At 41.4% G+C, this 21,324-nt stretch carries 14 protein-coding genes; 3 read left to right on the top strand and 11 right to left on the bottom strand.

Features of this window, described 5'->3' with window-relative positions; translation table 11 throughout:
- Positions 1 to 25: 25 nt before the first annotated feature.
- The 4 genes from pflA to ycaO all read right to left on the bottom strand — a co-directional run bounded on the left by pflA (position 26) and on the right by ycaO (position 6,271).
- Complete coding sequence (gene pflA / locus PSE69_RS10990; protein WP_014657838.1) at positions 26 to 820, bottom strand: pyruvate formate lyase 1-activating protein; 795 nt, start codon at positions 818 to 820, stop codon at positions 26 to 28.
- Between the two features lie 143 nt (positions 821 to 963).
- Entirely contained in the window at positions 964 to 3,246 is a 2,283-nt protein-coding gene (gene pflB / locus PSE69_RS10985) for a formate C-acetyltransferase (protein WP_004918106.1), read from the bottom strand.
- 69 nt (positions 3,247 to 3,315) lie between these two features.
- On the bottom strand, positions 3,316 to 4,173 hold the full coding sequence (gene focA / locus PSE69_RS10980) for a formate transporter FocA (protein ID WP_004918108.1): 858 nt from the start codon (positions 4,171 to 4,173) through the stop codon (positions 3,316 to 3,318).
- A 343-nt stretch (positions 4,174 to 4,516) separates the two neighbouring features.
- Positions 4,517 to 6,271 carry a 30S ribosomal protein S12 methylthiotransferase accessory factor YcaO gene (ycaO, locus tag PSE69_RS10975; RefSeq protein ID WP_004918110.1) on the bottom strand — a complete coding sequence of 585 codons (1,755 nt, stop codon included), beginning with the start codon at positions 6,269 to 6,271 and terminating at the stop codon, positions 4,517 to 4,519.
- 178 nt (positions 6,272 to 6,449) lie between these two features.
- Between ycaO and ansB the strand changes: the two genes are divergently transcribed.
- On the top strand, positions 6,450 to 7,493 hold the full coding sequence (ansB, locus tag PSE69_RS10970) for an L-asparaginase 2 (protein WP_014657840.1): 1,044 nt from the start codon (positions 6,450 to 6,452) through the stop codon (positions 7,491 to 7,493).
- Between the two features lie 36 nt (positions 7,494 to 7,529).
- Here the strand turns inward: ansB and PSE69_RS10965 are convergent, their stop codons facing one another.
- Positions 7,530 to 8,966, bottom strand: a complete 1,437-nt coding sequence (locus tag PSE69_RS10965) for an MFS transporter (protein ID WP_004918113.1) — start codon at positions 8,964 to 8,966, stop codon at positions 7,530 to 7,532.
- 473 nt (positions 8,967 to 9,439) lie between these two features.
- On the opposite strand from PSE69_RS10965, the gene chiP reads away from it, so the two are divergent.
- A complete protein-coding gene (gene chiP, locus PSE69_RS10960; RefSeq protein WP_004918116.1) occupies positions 9,440 to 10,837 on the top strand; it encodes a chitoporin ChiP in 1,398 nt (465 codons plus the stop codon).
- Positions 10,838 to 10,905: 68 nt separating this feature from the next.
- On the top strand, positions 10,906 to 13,584 hold the full coding sequence (locus tag PSE69_RS10955) for a beta-N-acetylhexosaminidase (RefSeq protein WP_196715524.1): 2,679 nt from the start codon (positions 10,906 to 10,908) through the stop codon (positions 13,582 to 13,584).
- Positions 13,585 to 13,887: 303 nt separating this feature from the next.
- Here the strand turns inward: PSE69_RS10955 and fur are convergent, their stop codons facing one another.
- The 6 genes from fur to PSE69_RS10925 all read right to left on the bottom strand — a co-directional run bounded on the left by fur (position 13,888) and on the right by PSE69_RS10925 (position 21,192).
- A complete protein-coding gene (gene fur / locus PSE69_RS10950) occupies positions 13,888 to 14,337 on the bottom strand; it encodes a ferric iron uptake transcriptional regulator (RefSeq protein WP_004918120.1) in 450 nt (149 codons plus the stop codon).
- 173 nt (positions 14,338 to 14,510) lie between these two features.
- On the bottom strand, positions 14,511 to 15,038 hold the full coding sequence (gene fldA, locus PSE69_RS10945; protein WP_014657842.1) for a flavodoxin FldA: 528 nt from the start codon (positions 15,036 to 15,038) through the stop codon (positions 14,511 to 14,513).
- 146 nt (positions 15,039 to 15,184) lie between these two features.
- Entirely contained in the window at positions 15,185 to 15,478 is a 294-nt protein-coding gene (ybfE, locus tag PSE69_RS10940; protein ID WP_004918124.1) for a LexA regulated protein, read from the bottom strand.
- A gap of 168 nt (positions 15,479 to 15,646) precedes the next feature.
- Positions 15,647 to 17,755: a type I secretion system permease/ATPase gene (locus PSE69_RS10935; RefSeq protein WP_272675230.1), complete on the bottom strand. Its 2,109-nt coding sequence runs from the start codon at positions 17,753 to 17,755 to the stop codon at positions 15,647 to 15,649.
- 3 nt (positions 17,756 to 17,758) lie between these two features.
- Entirely contained in the window at positions 17,759 to 19,087 is a 1,329-nt protein-coding gene (locus tag PSE69_RS10930; protein ID WP_040132960.1) for an HlyD family type I secretion periplasmic adaptor subunit, read from the bottom strand.
- Positions 19,088 to 19,104: 17 nt separating this feature from the next.
- Entirely contained in the window at positions 19,105 to 21,192 is a 2,088-nt protein-coding gene (locus PSE69_RS10925) for a peptidase domain-containing ABC transporter (protein WP_040132961.1), read from the bottom strand.
- Positions 21,193 to 21,324: the final 132 nt, after the last annotated feature.

Below are 21,324 nucleotides of genomic sequence, written 5' to 3'. Positions count from 1 at the left end.
CATGAGTGTAGAGCCATTAGGGTGTTTAATACATGACCTTGTGGCCGTAGCTTTCAAGGATGCTTTTGACACGTTCCATGATCTCTTTTGAAGGGGGCTTAACGCCATCGAGTTTATACTCCTCGCCCATGGTTTCCCATTTATGTTTGCCTAACTCATGGTAGGGGAGCAATTCGATTTTCTCGATGTTTTTCATATCCTTGGTAAATTCGCCGAGCAGATGAACAGAGTGGTCATCATCACTCCAGCCGGGAACAACGACATAACGCACCCAAGTTTTTTGGTTACGTTTGGCAAGATAACGAGCGAACTCGAGTGTCCGGTGATTAGAAACGCCGACCAATGTTTGGTGAATATCATCGTTGAGCTGTTTTAAATCGAGCATAACAAGATCGGTCACCTCCATTAGCTCATCAATCACGGGATCATAGCGACGTACAAAGCCGTTTGTATCAAGGCAAGTATGGATATTTTGCGCTTTACATGCACGGAACCAATCACGAACAAATTCAGCTTGTAAAATCGCTTCGCCGCCCGATGCTGTTACGCCACCACCTGTGGCATTCATAAAGTGCCGATAAGTAACAGCTTCTTTCATTAACTCTTCGACGGTAACCATCTTACCGGTATGGGTGTCCCAAGTATCACGGTTATGACAATATAAGCAGCGCATTAAGCAGCCTTGAAAAAAGACAATAAAGCGAATACCAGGGCCATCAACAGTACCACAAGATTCAAAGGAATGGATACGTCCCAGCGTCGCAGGAGGCGCAGTGGTGCTTAAATCAGCGGTTGGGATAATATTGGTTGTTGTCGACATAGCAGGAACTCCAAAAATACCTGTTATACTTAAATATATCGTTATTAGTGGGTAATTGACTTAAAGTATTCAGGTTTAGTTCTAAAAAAGCCCCATAAGGCTGGGGCTTTTTAGTTATTTTAATTGACTTATTAACCTAATTATTACATTGAACTTGTGAAAGTACGAGTAATAACGTCTTGCTGTTGTTCTTTAGTCAGTGAGTTAAAGCGCACTGCATAACCAGAAACACGGATAGTTAACTGAGGATACTTCTCTGGGTTTTCCATCGCATCCAACAGCATTTCACGGTTCATTACGTTGACGTTCAGGTGCTGACCGCCTTCGATAGAAGCTTCATGGTGGAAGTAACCATCCATTAGACCGGCTAAGTTCGCTTTACGAACCTCATCATCTTTACCTAATGCATTTGGTACGATAGAGAAGGTATAAGAGATACCATCTTTCGCGTAAGCAAATGGCAGTTTAGCGACAGAAGTCAGTGAAGCCACAGCACCTTTTTGGTCACGTCCGTGCATTGGGTTTGCACCTGGTCCGAATGGTGCGCCAGCACGACGACCATCTGGTGTGTTACCTGTTTTCTTACCATAAACCACGTTAGAAGTGATTGTCAGGATAGATTGAGTTGGTACTGCATTGCGGTAAGTCGGCAGTTTCTGAATTTTCTTCATGAAACGTTCAACTAAGTCACAAGCAATATCATCGACGCGAGGGTCGTTGTTACCAAATTGTGGGTATTCACCTTCGATTTCAAAGTCAATTGCAATGCCGTCTTCGTCACGAATTGGTTTTACTTTCGCATATTTAATTGCAGACAGTGAGTCAGCAGCGACAGATAGACCTGCGATACCACAAGCCATTGTGCGGTAAACGTCACGGTCATGCAGTGCCATCAGAGCCGCTTCATAGCTGTATTTGTCATGCATATAGTGAATGATATTCAATGCAGTGACATACTGAGTTGCTAACCAATCCATAAAGTGATCCATACGATCCATCACAGTATCGAAGTCAAGTACTTCGTCCATGATAGGAGCGTGTTTAGGACCTACTTGCATTTTCAGTTTTTCATCAATACCACCATTGATGGTATACAGCATGGTTTTCGCTAAGTTAGCGCGAGCACCAAAGAACTGCATTTGTTTACCAACTACCATTGGGCTGACGCAACATGCGATAGCATAGTCATCGTTGTTGAAATCTGGGCGCATTAAGTCATCGTTTTCATACTGAACTGATGAAGTATCGATAGAGACTTTTGCAGCGAATTTTTTGAAGCTAATTGGCAGTTTCTCTGACCACAGGATAGTCATGTTAGGCTCTGGAGAAGGGCCCATGGTATACAGTGTATTTAAGAAACGGAAGGTGTTTTTAGTCACCAGTGTACGGCCATCAAGACCCATACCTGCCAGAGATTCTGTTGCCCAAATTGGGTCACCAGAGAACAGCTCATCGTATTCAGGAGTACGTAGGAAACGAACCATACGTAGCTTCATGACTAAGTGGTCAATCAGCTCTTGTGCTTCTTGCTCTGTCAGTTTACCAGCTTCAAGGTCACGTTGGATATAAATGTCTAAGAAGGTTGAAACACGACCAAATGACATTGCTGCGCCGTTTTGTGATTTCACTGCCGCTAGGTAAGCGAAGTAAGTCCACTGAACCGCTTCTTTAGCGTTAGTCGCAGGACCTGAAATGTCATAACCATATTTTGCAGCCATTTCTTTGATTTGGCCTAATGCACGGTGCTGTTCAGCAATTTCTTCGCGCAATTGAATGGTCATTTGCAGGTCTTCACCGTTCTCTAATCTTTCTTGCAGTGAAGTGAACTGATTAAATTTGTCTTTCATCAGGAAATCAATACCGTACAGAGCAACACGACGGTAGTCACCGATGATACGACCACGACCATATGCGTCAGGCAGACCGGTTAAGATACCTGATTTACGGCATTTTAGGATGTCTGGAGTGTAAACATCGAAAACGCCTTGGTTATGGGTTTTGCGGTATTCAGTAAAGATTTTTTTCAGGCTAGGATCTAAAGTGCGATCATAGGCTTTACATGAATTTTCCACCATTTTGATCCCACCGAATGGGATAAGTCCACGTTTTAGAGGTGCATCAGTTTGCAGGCCAACGATTTGTTCTAAATCTTTGGCGATGTAACCCGCATCATGGGAAGTGATCGTTGATGCAACATCAGTGTCAAAATCAACGGGGGCATGAGTACGGTTTTCGATTTTGATTCCTTCCATGACTTTTTCCCACAGCGCATCTGTTGCTGGGGTAGAGCCTGCTAAGAAAGATTCATCACCTTCATATGGAGTGTAGTTTTTCTGGATGAAGTCACGCACATCAACGTTTTCTTTCCAGTTACCTTGGTTAAAACCTTGCCATGCTAAAGCGAATTTTTCATTTAATTCTGACATGATACTTTTACCTTTTAACAATGGATCTTTTAAGGATCTTAATAAATCTTTTCGTGAAAGTAGTGGCTATTAATGTTTTTGACCACCACGTAAATGCATGAACCAGTAAATTAGGCCGACTAAAAGTGCGCCGCCAATGATATTGCCGATAGTAACGGGTATTAGGTTGTCTGTAACAAAGTTGCTAACACTGAGTTGAGAAAAGTGTTCTGGTGAAACGCCAATTTGAGTCCAGAATTCAGCTGGAGCAAACTCTTTGATCATGATACCTAATGGGATCATAAACATGTTTGCAATGCTATGTTCAAAGCCACTCGCAACGAACATGGCGACAGGGAGCACAAGCACCAAAAGCTTATCGGCTAGGCTACGACCTGAATAGCTCATCCAAACAGCGAGACAAACCATTAAGTTAGCTAAAATACCTAAACAAACAGCCTCAATAAATGTATGGTGCAGTTTATGGTCTGCGGTTTGTAGGACATTAAGCCCCCATTGACCATTTGCCGCGGTATATTGACCAGCAAACCAAATCAAAGCAACAAAGAAGAGCGCGCCGATAAGGTTGCCAACATAGACGTTAAACCAATTTAGGAACATTTGCCCCCAAGTGATCCGCCCTGTAGCTTTTGACACAATGGTCAACACCGTGGATGTAAATAGATCTGCACCGCAAATAACCACGAGCATCAACCCAAGAGAGAAACAGACACCACCGATAAGTTTCGTAAAACCAAAAGGAGCGGCTTGTGCGCCAGTGGTCGCAGTAATATAAAAAACGAATGCGATTGAGATAAAGATACCGGCAGTGAATGCTGACAAGTATGTTATTGCTGGATGTTTATTGGCTTTGTAAACACCAGAGTCATCTGCAACTTGAGCCATTACAGCGGGAGGCAAAAGATTAAAAGGGTTGTCAGCTTTCATACTAACACTCTCTTACTAAGTTGATTAATTATAGCACGCAATCATAGTAACAAACGGCATAACTAAGAAATTTGATATGGATCATGAACCATCGTAAGAAATCGACGTAAATTGTTGAAAAATGGTTAAATTTCGATTTATCTAATTGATTTTTATAAATTAAATATTTTTTAAATTTTATTAAAAATTTTTATATTCTGACTTTGCTCAGGGAATATAGGTAAATAAAACCGGTGATTTGTTATTTAAATATTGCAAAATGAGCGGTGATTTTAATTAATTTAACTTATATAAAGATAATGGCCCGAAGGCCACTATCTAAAAATGATGAGTTAGAAAACAATTAGGCATGTTCACGTTTTGCTTTTTGCAGTTTTTCATAGGCTGCAAGTAGCGCTTGGTGAGCTGGAAGCGCAGTTAATTCATCATCGATGGACCACAAACCATAGAAACAAGATTCGCCAGCAATAGCAGCGGATGCCGCATCGACGGTCTCTTGCCCATACATACGGACAAAAGCGCTATAATATTGTGACGCATCACGTTGTTCTTCTTGGCTCAGTAGTAGCAGGGTATGCAAACAACGATAATAGTTAGCTCGTTCAGCGGTAAAAACGGAGCTATTAAAGTCTTGTGTCCATTCTACCCAGGCTAATGCCTGATCTAGGTCACCACCTGCTAGCGCCAGCATGGATTTTAACTCACCAATACGCAAGTTACTCCAGCCATTATCTTTACCTACGGCAAGGCCAAGTAGCTCTCGTACACGCGTGAAATCATCGAGGCCTTCATCGTCCAATTGCGCTATTAATGCCAGATAATCTTGCTTTTCCCATTGGCTATCAGGCAGCGTGATAATGGTATGACGTAAATGTGCCCCCATCGCATTGTTGGCAATATGCAAGTCTTCGACAGGATAAATATCAGACATACCCGGCACTAAAATACGGCAGGCATAAACCCCTAAGTGGTGATAATCAGCAATATAAACCTCGGCGCCGAGCTGATTAAAAATACCCATAAGTGTTGCAAATTCTTCTTGTGTTGTGCCTTTAAAATTCCAATCGACGAAAGGGTAATCGGCATCGTCTTTAAAGAGATCCCAGCTAATAAGACCACTAGAGTCGATAAAATGGGTCTCTAGGTTAGTCTGCTCAGCCACTTCCTCATCATCGAATGTCGGTGCATTAAACACATCAAGATCTTTAAGGCTACGGCCTTGCAAGAGTTCTGTTACGGTACGCTCTAAAGCAACACCAAAATCAGGGTGGGCACCAAAAGAGGCAAAACAGGTTCCATTTTGTGGGTTAAATAGCACCACGCAAATGACTGGGAATTGACCACCAAGAGAGGCGTCATAACAGAAAATAGGGAAGCCTTCTTTTTCAAGTGTGGCAACGGCTTCAACCACATTAGGATAGCGAGCCATGATCTCATTTGGGATGGTAGGCAAGCTGATTCGTTCAGCAATAATGCGGTTTTTCACAAAACGTTCAAAGACTTCAGATAAGCCTTGAACACGCGCTTCATTTGCCGTGTTGCCTGCCGACATACCATTAGAGACATATAAGTTGCCGACAATATTCATAGGAATATAAACCGTTTGGTTATCGGATTGGCGAGTAAAAGGCAGTGCACAGATACCACGCTCTTCATTACCCGATTGTAAATCGATCAACTGACTGCCTGCCAAGGCATTATCAGGATCGTAAAATTCACGTAAGCGAGTGTCTAAAATACCTTCCGGTAAGCTATCGTCTTCGGTAAGAGGAAACCATTTTTCATTGGGATAATGAACAAAATCACCTTCAGCGATCGATTTTCCTAAATAGAAATCGGCAAAGAAATAGTTAGTTGATAAACGCTCGAAATATTCACCGAGCGCAGAAGCTAAAGCGGCCTTTTTGCTCGCGCCTTTGCCGTTCGTAAAGCACAGAGGGCATGCTTTGTCTCGAATATGGACTGACCAAACATTAGGAACAGGATTCAGCCATGAGGCTTCTTCAATATCAAAACCGAGCTTTTTCAATTTTGTTTGAAATGCGTCGATGGAAACTTCAAGGGCGGCATCTTTGCCAGGAATAAATGTTTGGCTCATGATTTTGTTACTTATCAATAGGGAGAATTATAGGGGGCTATGATACGGATTTTTGTTACACACCTCACGCAAAATTATCCTAATCCCCACTATTTTGCCTAAAATAATTATCGGTATCACGGAAATGCAGTTTCAAATCTACATAATAACGGTAGTTTATTTAAAGAGAGGTTATAGGATGAAACAGAGTCATAAAATATTACTGGCGACAGCGCTCTCATTGGCAAGTACATCCGTTTTTGCACTACCAAATATTACCGTATTAGCCACCGGAGGAACGATAGCAGGAGGTGGTGAATCAGCAACATCTTCAAGCTACCAAGCCGGAAAGGTCGGTATTGATGCACTCATCAATGCAGTGCCTGAAATCAAAAAAATAGCGAATCTTAATGGCGAGCAAGTCGTCAATATTGGCTCCCAAGATATGAATGACCAAGTCTGGTTAACGTTAGCGAAAAAAATCAACCAAGAGTGTGATAAAACAGATGGATTTGTGATCACTCATGGTACAGACACGTTAGAAGAAACTGCCTTTTTCCTCGATTTAACAACATCATGTCAAAAACCTATTGTATTGGTTGGCGCAATGAGACCATCGACTGCACTGGGGGCTGATGGCCCTCTCAACCTATATAATGCGGTGGTGGTAGCGACGGATAAATCAGCGGGGGATCGCGGTGTCTTAATGGCAATGAATGATAAAGTGATCCAAGGGCGTGATGTCGTTAAGATGAACACAACCGAAGTGCAAGCGTTTGAGGCAGTAAATGCAGGCCCACAAGGTTTTATCCATGATGGCAAAGTGACTTTTTATAAACCAGCAGAGCCTAGAGATAATAAAGCAGCCTTTGATGTCAGTAAATTAGACAAATTACCTCAAGTTGGCATTGTCTATAACTATGCTAATGCCTCTGCTGCCCCAGTGAAAGCGTTACGTGATGAGGGAGTTGAGGGAATAGTGAGTGCGGGGGTTGGGAATGGCAACATGTATAAAACGGTTTTTGATGCATTAGCCACTGCCGCTAAAGAGGATGTGGTTGTCGTTCGTGCCAGCCGTGTACCAACAGGCTACACGACTCGTAACGCTGAAGTGGATGATAACTTATATGGCTTTGTAGCTTCAGAGCGCTTAAACCCGCAAAAAGCACGTGTTTTACTTCAATTAGCCTTGACTGAAACCAAAGATCCTAAACGTATTCAGGCACTTTTTGAAAAATACTAACCCACACTAAAATTAGCGAATAGGGGGAATGACCCTCTATTCGCAGCTTTTCGCAGATAAATCCACCCTATTGGCGACAATATTAGCGGTAATTAGCGCAAAGCAAGGTACTAAGGAAAAGAGTATAAAGAGCCATATTGATGCCGATTGCGCACCTTCAATCCCTCCAGGTGAAGAAAGCCCTGCAAGGTTAGCGATCATACCTGCCAAAGAGGCACCAAAAGCAGTGGAAAATAGTTGTAAGGTCGTAATTGCCGACGACGCTTTTTGAGATTCACTTCCAGCCGAAACTTGCAATACTCGCGTGAGCAAATGTGGCCATGCTGCACCAATACTTGCGCCAGTGATAAATAGACCAATACAAATAATCCATACCTGAAATGCTTCAATAGCAATAATTTTTGTTATGAACAATGCAAGAGTGGTTAGGCCTACCAGTGTGAATAGTGGAGCGAAACGAATAATTCGCACGGCAACCGTCGGCTTTAGTGATGAGGAAGCAATGGCGGCACTTGACCAACCTGCACCGACTAGGGCCGCTAAATAGCCTGATAACAAGGGAGCCACACCATGCAATATCTGTAAAAAATAGGGAACAAAAACCTCTGTTTGTACACTTAGACCCAACAATGCCATCGTGAGGTAAATAGGCGCTAATTGTGCAGAAAAGCGAAATGTTCCCGAAGGGAAAAGCGTATTATGACCACGACGCTCAATAACCATTAATCGAGCACACAGTAAAACGGCAATAAACATCCCTCCAATAGGGATAAATTTGTCTTGACTTAAACTGCCTAGAGAGATGGCGAGCACGGCGCAAGAAAGCAGTAAAAGGGCCTGTAATGGAATCGGCTGTTGAGGGCAGTTTTCATGGGGATTTTTTGCCGGCAAAATCCGCCAAGTCAGCCATAAATAAGGGATACCGACTACGACCAGACACCAAAATGCTCCTCGCCATATATCGTACTCTGCAAATACGCCACCCAGTGCTGGCCCTAGTAATGTTGCCATTCCCCACATACTCGACATCATCGCTAACACTCTCGACCATAAATGTTGAGGAAATACAATGTGTACCATTGAGTAAGATAAGGTGAGTAAAATCCCGCCACCAGCCCCTTGGATCACTCTGCCAAGGAGCATCACTGGCATTGAGGGGGTGATAGCGCAGATAACGGATCCTACAAGAAAAATCAACGTCGCCAGCCCATAACTTTTTTTGGGGCCAAAATAATTGAGGATCCGTGAGGTAAGGGCGGACAAAATAATCGAAGACAGAATAAACAGTGTGGTATTCCAAGCATAGAAGTTAATGCCGCCGATATCCCGTACAACGGAAGGTAATGTGGTAATGGTGATATAAACATTAATCGCATGGAGGCAAATTCCCCCCGATAAGGCAAGTGTTAAACAGAGATTCTTACCGGTGAGTAGTGTACGCCAACCTTCCTGCTGACTTTTCTCTATATTCACGTGTGACGGATCCCTCTTATTTCTCTTATTGAATCGCCTTATTTTCCCTCACTAAAATCATTCACTTGATCTGTTTATGAGTGAAAAACTATTCATCAACTAAAGCAGTTATGAATCAACTTAGCAAGTTTGAATGAAACGATTACATTCAAATGTAGTTATTTTTTATGTTGAAATAAGTCCAAAATGCCCATTCTGTCCATAGTGTTTTGCCTGCATTTTATCCTAAATTCAGGATATTAATTCGAGAAACACCATAAACTCGAATAATTAGTACTGTGAATGAATAGAAAAATTAATGTGTCTTGGCTCATATTTTAGGAATAAATATATTTTTAGCCTTGATAATTCGCGTTGCGAAAAATAGGCTAAGTAGGTACTCGTATTTTGTTTATCAAAACTAATCATTACTTAACGGGCGGCTACTGAAATTTATCACTGAAAAATAATATAAAAAACTGAGGAAACATCGAATGGTTAATAAAAATGTCAATCGTGGCAGGGGAATACTCGTGCTTAAAATAGGAATAGCACTCCTTCCTATTAGTTATCAACCAATAAGTTTTTCTGAGCAATTTTTAGATGATTCAACCCTTAAAGGTGGTTTGTATTATTGGCAACGTGACCGTTCGAGGAAAGAGTTAAATCCAGAAAGCGATAAATATAAGAAATATGTCGACAACCTTAAACATTCAACCGTGAATGCCAGCCTTGATTATTCTTCAGGTTATTTTCAGGATGTCATCGGTTTAGATTTAGCCGCATTTACAGCCATAGAATTATCCAATAGTGGCCCAGCGGCGCCTAATGAAATTGGTTTTAGTGATGCAAAAACGCGTTGGGATGAAAAATGGACCGGTGATCGAAGTGGTGTCAGCGTTTATAAAGCAGCGGCTAAAATGCAATATGGTCCGTTTTGGGGCAGAGGCGGTTATATCCAACCAACAGGACAAACACTATTAGCTTCTCACTGGAGCTATATGCCCGGAACTTATCGGGGTTTCGAAATCGGTGGGGTATTTGATTTCGCACAACAAGGGGCCTTGAGCCTGTCATATATGTGGACAGACCGTTATAAAGCGCCTTGGTATCGCGATATGTATAACTTCCGTGAAGCGGATGGTCAAACAGGGATCAGTTATTTGCAATCCCTTGGTTTTAAATATGATTTTAAAAATAACCTTGTTTTAGAGGCGGCTTATGGGCAAGCAAAAGGCTATATGGACCAGTACTTTGCGAAGGCCTCTTATGCTGTTCCTGTGGCCACACGTGACCTGCGGATGTCTTATCAATTTTATGGAGCAAAAGATAAGGTAACCAATGGTGGCATTAATGATGTTTACGATGGATTGGCGTTCTTGCAAGCCGTGACGTTTGGCTATACCTATGATCAGTTTGATTTTCGATTAGAAGGCACTTATGTGAAGGCAAAGGGGAATCAGGGCTATTTTTTACAGCGTATGACCCCGGGGTATGCGACATCAAATGGGCGATTAGATATTTGGTGGGATGGGCGCTCCGATTATAACGCGAATAATGAAAAAGCGCTCTTTGCGGGGGTGATGTACGATTTAGCTAAATGGGATCTTGCTGGTTGGAAAGTAGGAACATCATATATTTATGGATGGGATGCTAAACCCAGCACGAATACACAATATGCTCAAGATGTAAAATTAAAAGAAACGGCTTGGAACGTTGATATTTTATATACCGTTCAGACAGGTAAGGCGAAAGATACCTTATTTAAATTACATTTTACTAAATATGACAACCATACAGATATTCCAAGCTATGGTGGTGGGTTCGGCAATATATTTCAAGATGAAAAAGATATTAAGTTTATGGTCATGATGCCATTTACTATTTTTTAATAGCGCGGTCACTGCTATTAAAAAATAAAATAGCAGTGGTTGATTTTGAATTTAATATTGAGGTCACAATGAAAAAGAATTATTTAAGTCCTTTAGCATTATTCATATCAGCAACACTTTTTTCTACCGCAGTAAATGCTGAACAATCATCGGCTCAAGTCGTCGATGCATTAAGTGATATAGATGTGAAAATAAATGTGCTTGATAACCAAGCTGGTGAGCATGGTACTCACTGTGCTGCACTGGGTGCCGATTGGGCTGCATGTAACCGTGTCGATATTACCTTAACAAATGGCGATACTGCGATTGAATCCAACGATTGGGCGCTTTATTTTCATAGTATTAGACAGATTCTAAAACAAGATAACCCGCAATTTAAGATCACACATATTACAGGCGACCTTCATAAAATTACACCAACAGAGCAATTTAAAGGGATTAAAGCCCACGAAAAAGTGGTATTACCGCTAACGGGAGAATATTGGCAGGTTAGTTATTCAGACTTTATGCCTAGGTGGTACGCGACATCGGGAGATGCATCCCCACGCAACCTTAAGAGCACTGATACTCAAGATCCAACAACCTTTGTTACCCCCTTTGAACTGAAAAATTGGAAACGAACCGACGCCGATAACAATCTATTAATGACACCAGAAAACCGCTATCAAAAAAACTTAGCGATGAAACCGTTATCTGAGCAGCAATTGCGAGGGCAAATCTTACCTACTCCATTTGATATCAGTTTGCAGTCAGAGGATGTTGATCTGAGTAAAGGCGTTAAATTACAACTAAATGGGCTAACGAAAGGTGAGTTAGCTGTTATTGAACAACACTTACAACTGAGCAAGCTAAAACAAAATAGTCACGGGTTCCCCATTGAAGGGAAAATCGCACCTAAGCAATTTTCTACTGAAGATCAAGTGAGTGGTGCTTACAAATTAGTGATCACACCGCAACGAGCCGAAATTATTGGTTATGACCGTGTAGGGTTATTTTATGGTGTAGGTTCATTATTGTCAGCGGTAACTGAAGGTGACACACCGAAAGTGGCAGCAATGGTCGTGAATGATAAACCACGTATGGAATATCGTGGGGTCTTTTTAGACGTTGGACGAAATTTCCACAGTAAACAGGTGGTGATGCGATTAATTGACCAGATGTCACGCTATAAATTAAATAAATTCCATTTTCATTTAACAGACGATGAAGGCTGGCGGATAGAGATCCCCGGTTTACCTGAATTAACGGAAGTGGGAAGTCAGCGTTGCCATGATTTAACTGAGCAAAAATGTTTATTGCCGCAACTCGGGTCGGGGGCTGACAATAATAATATGGGGAGCGGCTATTTCACGCGTGATGACTATATTGAAATTTTACGTTATGCCAAAGATCGCAACATTGAGGTGATCCCTGAAATTGATATGCCAGCCCATGCACGTGCAGCCGTTGTTGCTATGGAGGCGCGTTATAATAAGTTAAGCGCGGCGGGCGATGAACAAGGGGCAAATGAGTACCGCTTAGTTGACCCATCAGATACTTCAATAACCACATCGGTACAGTTTTATGATAAGCGCAGTTATTTAAACCCTTGCTTAGATTCATCACAGAACTTTGTCAATAAAGTCGTCAGTGAAGTGATGCAGATGCACGATGAAGCAGGTGTTCCACTGAAAACATGGCATTTTGGTGGTGATGAGGCGAAAAATATTCGCTTAGGTGCAGGCTTCCAAGATAAACGCGGCCCTATTGAGCCGGGCAAAGGTATTATTGATAAACAGCGAGAAGATAAGCCATGGGCAAAATCGAAAGCATGTCAGGCTTTAATTCAGCAAGGGGATGTCAGCGATTTTGACCATCTTTCCAGCCATTTTGCTAAACAGGTGAGTAAAAGTTTGCAACAAAAAGGCGTTACAACAATGCAAGCATGGCAGGATGGTTTAAAAGACGCTTCGAGTGCGAAAGATTTCGCCACTGACAATGTTCGCGTTAATTTCTGGGATACTCTCTATTGGGGAGGCTTTGACTCGGCAAATGATTGGGCAAACAAAGGCTACCAAGTGGTTATCTCCAACCCAGACTATGTCTATTTTGATATGCCTTATGAAGTTAACCCAAGTGAAAGTGGTTACTACTGGGCAACACGCGCGAGTGATGAACAAAAAGTCTTTGCTTTTGCTCCGAATAACCTCCCTCAAAATGCTGAAACCTCAGTGGATAGAGATGGGAATCCTTTCAGTGCGAAAAGCGACAAGCCTTGGCCGGGCGTATATGGTCTTTCAGGGCAATTGTGGAGTGAAGCCGTCAGAACGGATGATAAGGTCGAATACATGTTATTCCCTCGCATTTTGCCGCTGGCAGAAAGAGCGTGGCATAAGGCGCAATGGGAAAATGATTATCAATCAGGGCGTGAATATATTGGTGGTAAAACCCAATATGTTTCACAGCAAAAATTAGCAGATGATTGGAACCGTTTTGCGACTATCGTAGGGCAAAAAGAGCTTCGCCGCTTAGATAGAGCCGGAGTTGCCTACCGTATCCCTGTTCCTGGTGCAAAAATTGAAAACGGTGTGCTACTGGCGAATATCAGTTACCCTAGCTTAATTATCGAGTATGCATTGGCAGATAGCGATAACTGGCAGGTTTATTCGGCGGATAACCCACCCAAAGTCAATGGGAACGTCAAAATAAGAGCGAAAAGTCCAGACGGTGCGAGGGCGAGTCGTGTAGAAATCGTGACTCAAAAATAACGGGTATGTGGTGAGGGAGCGAATGAAGAGGCTCCCTCACGGTTTTATCGTCACCATACAATAATCACGTTCTATTACCCGCCGAGCTTGGGTATCAGAACCCTATCAACCATACGACTTAATCTTTACTCAGCTGACAAAGGATTGAAGGGGACTCGTTAGGTTCTTGAAAGATCTCAAAACAGGATAAGTAAGGCATTAATATGAAGTGGGGAAGGCTAGAGCCCAGTGAGTACTGGACTCAAATCCCACAGCCTTTTTAAAAACTATCTATAGTCAGTTAAAGGCAAAGATTTACGGTAATTACTCTTTTGGATCGTGTGCATCCGCATTTTCACGGCAATCGCCATCAGCACAGTGACCATAAAGATACAAACTGTGGTTAGATAGTTTAATACCGTGGCGTGCAGCGATATTGGTCTGGCGCTCTTCGATGGATTTGTCAGAGAACTCGATGACTTTTCCACAGTCTAGGCAGATTAAGTGGTCATGATGGTGCTGTTGAGTCAGCTCAAAAACGGATTTACCGCCTTCAAAGTTATGACGTGTCACGATACCTGCATCATCAAACTGGTTTAATACGCGGTAAACTGTAGCCAGACCGATCTCTTCGCCCATATCAATCAGCTTTTTGTAGAGATCTTCCGCACTGACGTGATGGCACTCAGGCTCCTGAAGTACTTCCAATATTTTTAATCTTGGAAGAGTGACTTTGAGTCCAGCATTCTTCAATGCTTTATTGTTGTCTGTCATGCGGGTTTGTCCTGTATCTTAAATCATAAATTTAACAATAATGAGACGTTTTTAACATAAATTCAGTTGTCTTCTAAACTGATTTACAATTATAGGCATGGAAATAAAAAATAGAAACCATGCTTTGTCGCATTATTATAATAGTATTAATAAGCCTATTTCTAATTAGTCGATTAGCCTAAAATTTCAGACAAAGACATCTCTTCTGAAATTTGCTGTACCCATGCATCAACACGTTCTTCGGTGAGTTCCGGCTGGCGATCTTCATCAATAGCAAGGCCGATAAAGTGGTTATCATCCGCCATTCCTTTAGATGCTTCAAAATGGTAGCCATCAGTTGGCCAATGACCGACGATCACTGCACCGCGTGGCTCGATAATATCGCGAATGGTTCCCATCGCATCACAGAAGTACTCCGCATAGTCTTCTTGGTCGCCACAGCCGAATAAAGCAACAAGTTTACCTTCAAAGTCAATTTCTTCGAGTGTTGGGAAGAAGTCATCCCAATCACATTGGGCTTCACCATAGTACCAAGTTGGGATACCGAGAAGCAGAATATCGAATGCTTCAATATCTTCTTTACTGCACTTTGCAATATCATGAACTTCCGCGTTCTCGTTGCCTAATCTCTTTTGGATCATCTTGGCAATATTTTCTGTATTACCAGTGTCACTACCGAAGAAAATGCCTATGACTGCCATAAAGTGAATAACCTCTTGTTTTTCCAATCTGGTTTACTAAAGCCAGATAGGGCTAAATTTGAACTAAAGTACCTAGAATTTTGACCCTATTTTGGCGAAAAAGCGTGAATAAATCTGTCGAATTTGTGTGGTTTATGAAGACGAAACTATTGACCAGAAGGCTCATAGACTAGCGCTAGCTGTGACATTAACATCTCTTCTATCAACTCACTACGGCTCATGTTTTTTTCATTCGCCAATTGATTCAATATCGTGACAGCATCTTCATTAAGTTTTAATTCAACGCGGCGTAGTCCTTTGACCTTATCACGCTTAAGTTGATTACGTTTGTTGATTCTTAATTGTTCATCCCGCGACAGCGGACTTGTTTTAGGTCGCCCAGGCCTGCGTTCCTCAGCGAACAAATCAAGGGTGGTGCGATCAGTTTGTTCTTTTGCCATATATTTTTACTGCTAAAGGGCGTATACCAATAATCCAGCGCGCAATAATACCCTAGCTGACTCCCTTGTACCATAGCGCATGTCGAGCGAAAGTTATTGATAGTAAAAAAAAGAGCTGTTTGTTGGAAAAAGCACCAGCCGAGCGCAGCTGGTGCTTTGACAGTACTATTATTGAGTTTGCTGCCGCCATAAATGTGCATATAACCCATTTTGCTGAAGCAAATTTTGATGGTTATCCATTTCAGCCACCTTACCGTCGCAAATCACACAAATGCGATCCGCATGCATGATAGTATTCAAACGGTGCGCAATACTGATCACTGTCCGTCCTTGTGTGATTAAAGGCATATTCGCCATGATGGCGGCTTCGGATTCATAGTCTAATGCCGAGGTAGCTTCATCCAAAATCAAAATATCCGGTTTTGTCAGTAACGCTCTAGCGAGTGCGATACGCTGGCGCTGCCCTCCCGAAAGATTCAGTCCACGCTCTGACAGAGGGGAGTTAAACTGCTCAGGAAGTGACATAATAAAGTCATAGGCGCCTGCAAGTTTAGCCGCTTCCACAACGTCATCATGATTGGCTTGTGGTTTACTCAAACGAATGTTTTCTTCAATAGTACCGACAAACAACATACTTTCTTGAAGTACGACACTCATGCGGCGACGCAGAGCAACCGTATCGCTAACCGCAAGATCCATCCCATCGACAATCACTTGACCATGTTGTGGAATATATAACCGTTGCAGTAGTTTCGTTAAGGTACTTTTTCCAGAGCCTGAAGGCCCAGTAATACCGATAAACTCTCCCGCTTTAACGGATAATGAAAGATGGCTCAGCACTTCTGGGGCTTCGGGTTGATAACGAAAACGAATATTTTGGAACTCAATACGGCCTTGAATAGATGCCGAACTGACAATGCCTTTTCGTTCATTTTCAATAGGCTCATCCAAAATATCCCCCACACGGCGAAGAGAGATAATGGTATGCTGAAAATCTTGCCATATTTGCGCTAATCGAAGTACAGGTTGAGTGACATGAGCGCTTAACATATTGTAGGCAACCAATTCACCGGGGGTGATCCCCCCATTCATCACCTCTTTGACACCCACCCAAAGCAACAGCGCTGTGGTAATTTTACTGACGAGAGCCATTAGCTGTGAGGCGACCTCACTACGCAAGGTGACTTTAAAACCTTGAATAAGTTGTTTACTGAGTAACTTTTGCCAGCGACGATAAAAATAGGTTTCAGTTGCTGTCGTTTTAATCGTTTCAATCCCTGTGACAGCCTCTGTTAAGAAGGTTAGCCCATTTTCATCGGCTTGATAGGACTTCTCTGTTTGTTGCCGAATAATGGGGCCGAGTATCATCCATAAAATAAAAAAGATGACCAAAGAGCCAATGAGAAGCCATGACATAATGGCGCTATAGGTAAACAAAATGGCAATAAAAAGGCTAACAAAGAGTAAATCGATAAATAGCATCAAGGTAGAGCCAGTTAAAAACTGGCGGATATGGGCCATTTCACGAATTCGAGCGATAATTTTCCCTGTAGGGCGCCGCTTAAAATAGCCCAATGGTAGTGCCATTAGGTGCCGATAGAGTTTTCCTGATAATTCAGCGCCAATTTGTGTACTGGTATGGCTAAAAATTTTATTCCGAAGAAAACTATAAAGCGGCTCTGCAAAGGCAATACTAATAATGCCTATTGCCAAGACATGAAGGCTATTTAAACTACGTCCAACAAGTACCTTATCAATGACATTTTGAAATAATAATGGGCTAACTAAGGCAAAAAGTTGCACGACAGCTGCAAGGATAAAGACATTCTTTAATTGGGTGCGCTGACGTAATATTGAAGGGATAAACCAGCTAATACCAAACTTTCTTTTTTGCTCGGCTTCAAATTGTTCTTTGATTAATAACACGGCAAAGCGGCTATTTACCTCTGTATTATGTTCATGCCACAGACAAAGCTCACCTTGTGTGGGGTGAATTAACACTAATACCCCCTCATGATTGTTTGCCAGCACCCACCAAACATCGTGAATACGAATTAGTGCAGGAAGGGGAAGGTTAGCGATTTGCCGTTTGTCTAAATCATCAAGCTCACTTTCATAGCCTATAATGTGGGCACATTCTCTAAGCTCCCAGTCGGTCGGTGAATCAGAGCTCATGCCAATAGCATGCATTAATTGGTCTTTAGTGACATTTTTTTGATAATGGTTTGCCACCCACACTAAAGCCTCTAAACCATAATTTGTTTCAGTCACAGTCATGGATTATTTTTCCCTCATGGCGGTGGTGGTATATTCTTGAATAGGGCTAAGTAAATAATCGATGACGCGACGTTTTTCGGTTTTAATTTCGGCAGTGACCGATAGACCGGGGGTTAATTCGATGTGATTGCCTTCAACCAATAGGCTCTTTTTCTTTAAACCTATTTGTCCTAAAAAAACCAAACCTAATTGCTCGTCTTGGGTGCTATCTCTAGAAATCGAAATGACTTCACCATCGATAGTGCCATAGCGTGTGTAGGGGAAAGCATCTATTTTGACCGTTGCTAATTGCCCTTCACGAATAAATCCAATGTCTTTATTGAGAATTTTGACTTCGGCTAATTGCACGTCATTATTGGGCACAACCACCATCAATTGTTGAGCTGGCTGTAATACGGCACCTAAAGTATAGGTCGCGAGTTGTTGTACTGTACCATCTACAGGGGAACGAATAATTTTTAACTGCTCTCTTTCTTGGTTTTTTAGTAATTCCTGCTCCGCTGAAACTAATTTAAATTCAGCTTGGCGATATTTTTCATACCACTCTTGGGTTTTCTGTGTCTGTAGTCGGTGACGTTTTTCATGTAGTGCGGAATGTTGACTATTGAGGATCGCTAGCTCGGATAATTTTGAGGTTTTCTCTTTTTTCGCCATTAACAGTTCACGCTCTTGCTCCAAAAACTCTTTTTGGCTAATCAGTTGCTGATTATTTAATACCCGATGGGCATCAAGGCGTTTTTGTATATTGATGATCAAAGTATTAACGTCTTTTAATTCACGCTCTCTTGCCGAATAATGAGTTCTATTCAATGTTATTTCATTATCAATCTCATTGAGTAACGCATCATATTCATTTTTTAAGCTTTGATAGCTTTCTAAAAGGCGTTGCTGCTCTGTAGGTAATAATTTAGCAAACTCCGGAGTGAGCTCAGGGGAAATTTGATTTAATAACGCATGATGTACCCATTTTTCAATTTGTTGAAAATGAATTTGATAATTAAGATTATGAATATCTTGATTGATCCCTAAGACATTAACACTTAATAATGGGTCGCCTTGTTTGACGTGTTGTCCATCAGCCACATAAATATGTTGTAAGCGGCTAAGCTCAAAGGCTTGAATAACTTGTGTTCGCCCGGAAACGACCAATCGGCCTTGTGTCGTCGCTTGAATATCTAATTTACCGATATATGACCAAATAATCGCAAATAAAATGCCAATACTGATAATGATGGCCGTTGTTAAGGCTAGGTAAGATGGCGGGCTTTTTAATAGTGCTAAATGTGACGGTAAAAAATGGTTATACCGTGTCGTTGCTGCTGTTTGTTTCATAACTAACATCCGTGTCATTATTTAAAAGATTGCTGTAACGCCCATAAATGTTGATAAAACTGGCCTTGCTCAAGTAATTGTTGATGGCTTCCTTGTTCAACAATTTTGCCTTGTTGCATCACGATAATACGTTGGTGATGACGAATAGTAGAAAGGCGATGAGCAATCGTAATTACCGTTCTGCCCTGAGCAATAAGCTGCATATTTTTTTGAATGATAGCTTGAGACTCATCATCTAATGCGCTGGTGGCTTCGTCAAAAATAATAATTTTAGGGTCGGCGAGCAGTGTACGTGCAATAGCAATTCTTTGGCGTTGTCCCCCAGACAGTGATGCGCCTCCTTCGGATAATATGGTGTCATAACCCATCGGTAATTTTAAGATAAAATCATGGGCCCCCGCCATTTTGGCGGCATGTATGACTTCATCCATTGACGCATTGGGATAAGTTTGCGCAATATTATCGAAAACGGTTTGGTTAAAAAGAAAGTTTTCTTGTAATACGATGCCAATTTGCCTTCTGAGCGAATGAATATTCATCGATGAAAGAGGAGTGCCATCTAATAGGATCGTTCCTTTCTCAGGGGTATATAATCGGAGTAATAAACGTGCAAGAGTACTTTTCCCTGAGCCAGATGTACCAACAATGCCTAATGTTTCACCAGCCTGAATCGATAAATTAAAATTATCGAGAATATAAGGCATGTCAGGTTGATAGCGAAAAGAGATATTACGCAAATGGATATGGCCTTTTAAGGTATTATTATCCGCTTGTTTTGTTTGCTCTGTCGGCAAATTGATAATTTGCGCTAATTTTTCGATGGCAACTTTGGTTCTAATATAATCCCCCCAGAGCTTAACCAACTTAACAAGAGGCTGGCTTGCATGATTGACCATCATATGAAATGCAATAAATTGACCAATAGTAAGCTGTAAGGCTAAGACTTCAGAGGCACCAATCCACAAAATAACGGCGCTGGTTAATTTCTCAATCACCATCACAATATGTTCAGAGCGGGAGTTGATTTGGCCTGCCGCAAATGTCGTATGACTCATATCAGAAGTTTGCTGATCCCAGCGGCGAGTAAAATTGGGCTCTATTGAGAGGCTTTTGGCTGTTTCAATACCATTAATACTTTCGGTTAAAAATGAGGTGTTGATGGCAATATTTGCAAATTGCTTATGGGCCGCGGCCTCAATTTTAGGCGTCAGCCACCAAGCAACTAATAAATAGAAGGGAATTGAGCATAAAAAAACCAACATTAAGGTTGAGGATAATAGGCTCATGACATAAAGAAAAACAAATAAAAAGAGCACATCAACACAGAGTGTAAAAAAACTTCCTGTCAAAAATTCGCGAATAGTCTCTAGCTCTTTAACGCGTGTAACGATTGCACCAATTTGCCGAGTTTTAAAAAACGAAAGGGGCAGATGCAGTAAATGATTGACCAGCTTTAACCCTAAAGTCATATCGATACGGTTAACAGTATGGTTATAAACATACTCACGCAGCCCTTTAAGCGTCACTTCAAGGATGGCGGCAATAATAAGACCAAAGATCAGCAGATCCAATGTCATCATACTATTATGCACTAACACTTTATCCATAATGACTTGGATAATAATTGGTGTCACTAATGCGAGTATTTGCAAAATAAATGAAAATAATAAAACGCTAGCGATAATATATTTATATTTCAAAAATTCTGTTTTAAACCAAGTAATATCAAATTGGCTTTGTTTGGTTTTAACCTGTAGCCATTTACCACTCCACATTTGGATAAACTTATCCATACTCCATAATTCTGGAGGATGGTTACCAAATCGCTGAATAAGAACTTGCTCATGATTAAAATTAGCTAATAGATAAGCTACGTTATCATTATCATAAATAATAGAAGGAGAATCTATCTTACTAATGTTTTTATTGGTTTGATTTTTATATTTACACTTTATATTAAGCTTGTTTTGAAGCGCTTTTAATGTATCACGGAAACTTTCTTTCTCTGCGGTGATGGTATTAAACTCGTCTTGACTAATATCATTTGTTAACTTAATGATGATGCCAATAAAGTAGAGTGTTGACTGAGTATTTTCACTTTCCATTTTTTCTGTGAATATTCCTTTGGGTTATTGCTTATCATATAGGATGGTTGATATTTATTGCTGATAAAATAATGTTAGCAATAATAGATGAAATAGCATGGATAGTTTTCACAGAGATAATACAGAAATAAT

The organism is Providencia sp. PROV122, assembly GCF_028482365.1.
GTDB classification, from domain to species: Bacteria; Pseudomonadota; Gammaproteobacteria; order Enterobacterales; family Enterobacteriaceae; genus Providencia; species Providencia stuartii.
Note: the sequence above shows the minus strand (reverse complement) of the source record. Positions and strands in the feature narration are given on the sequence as shown.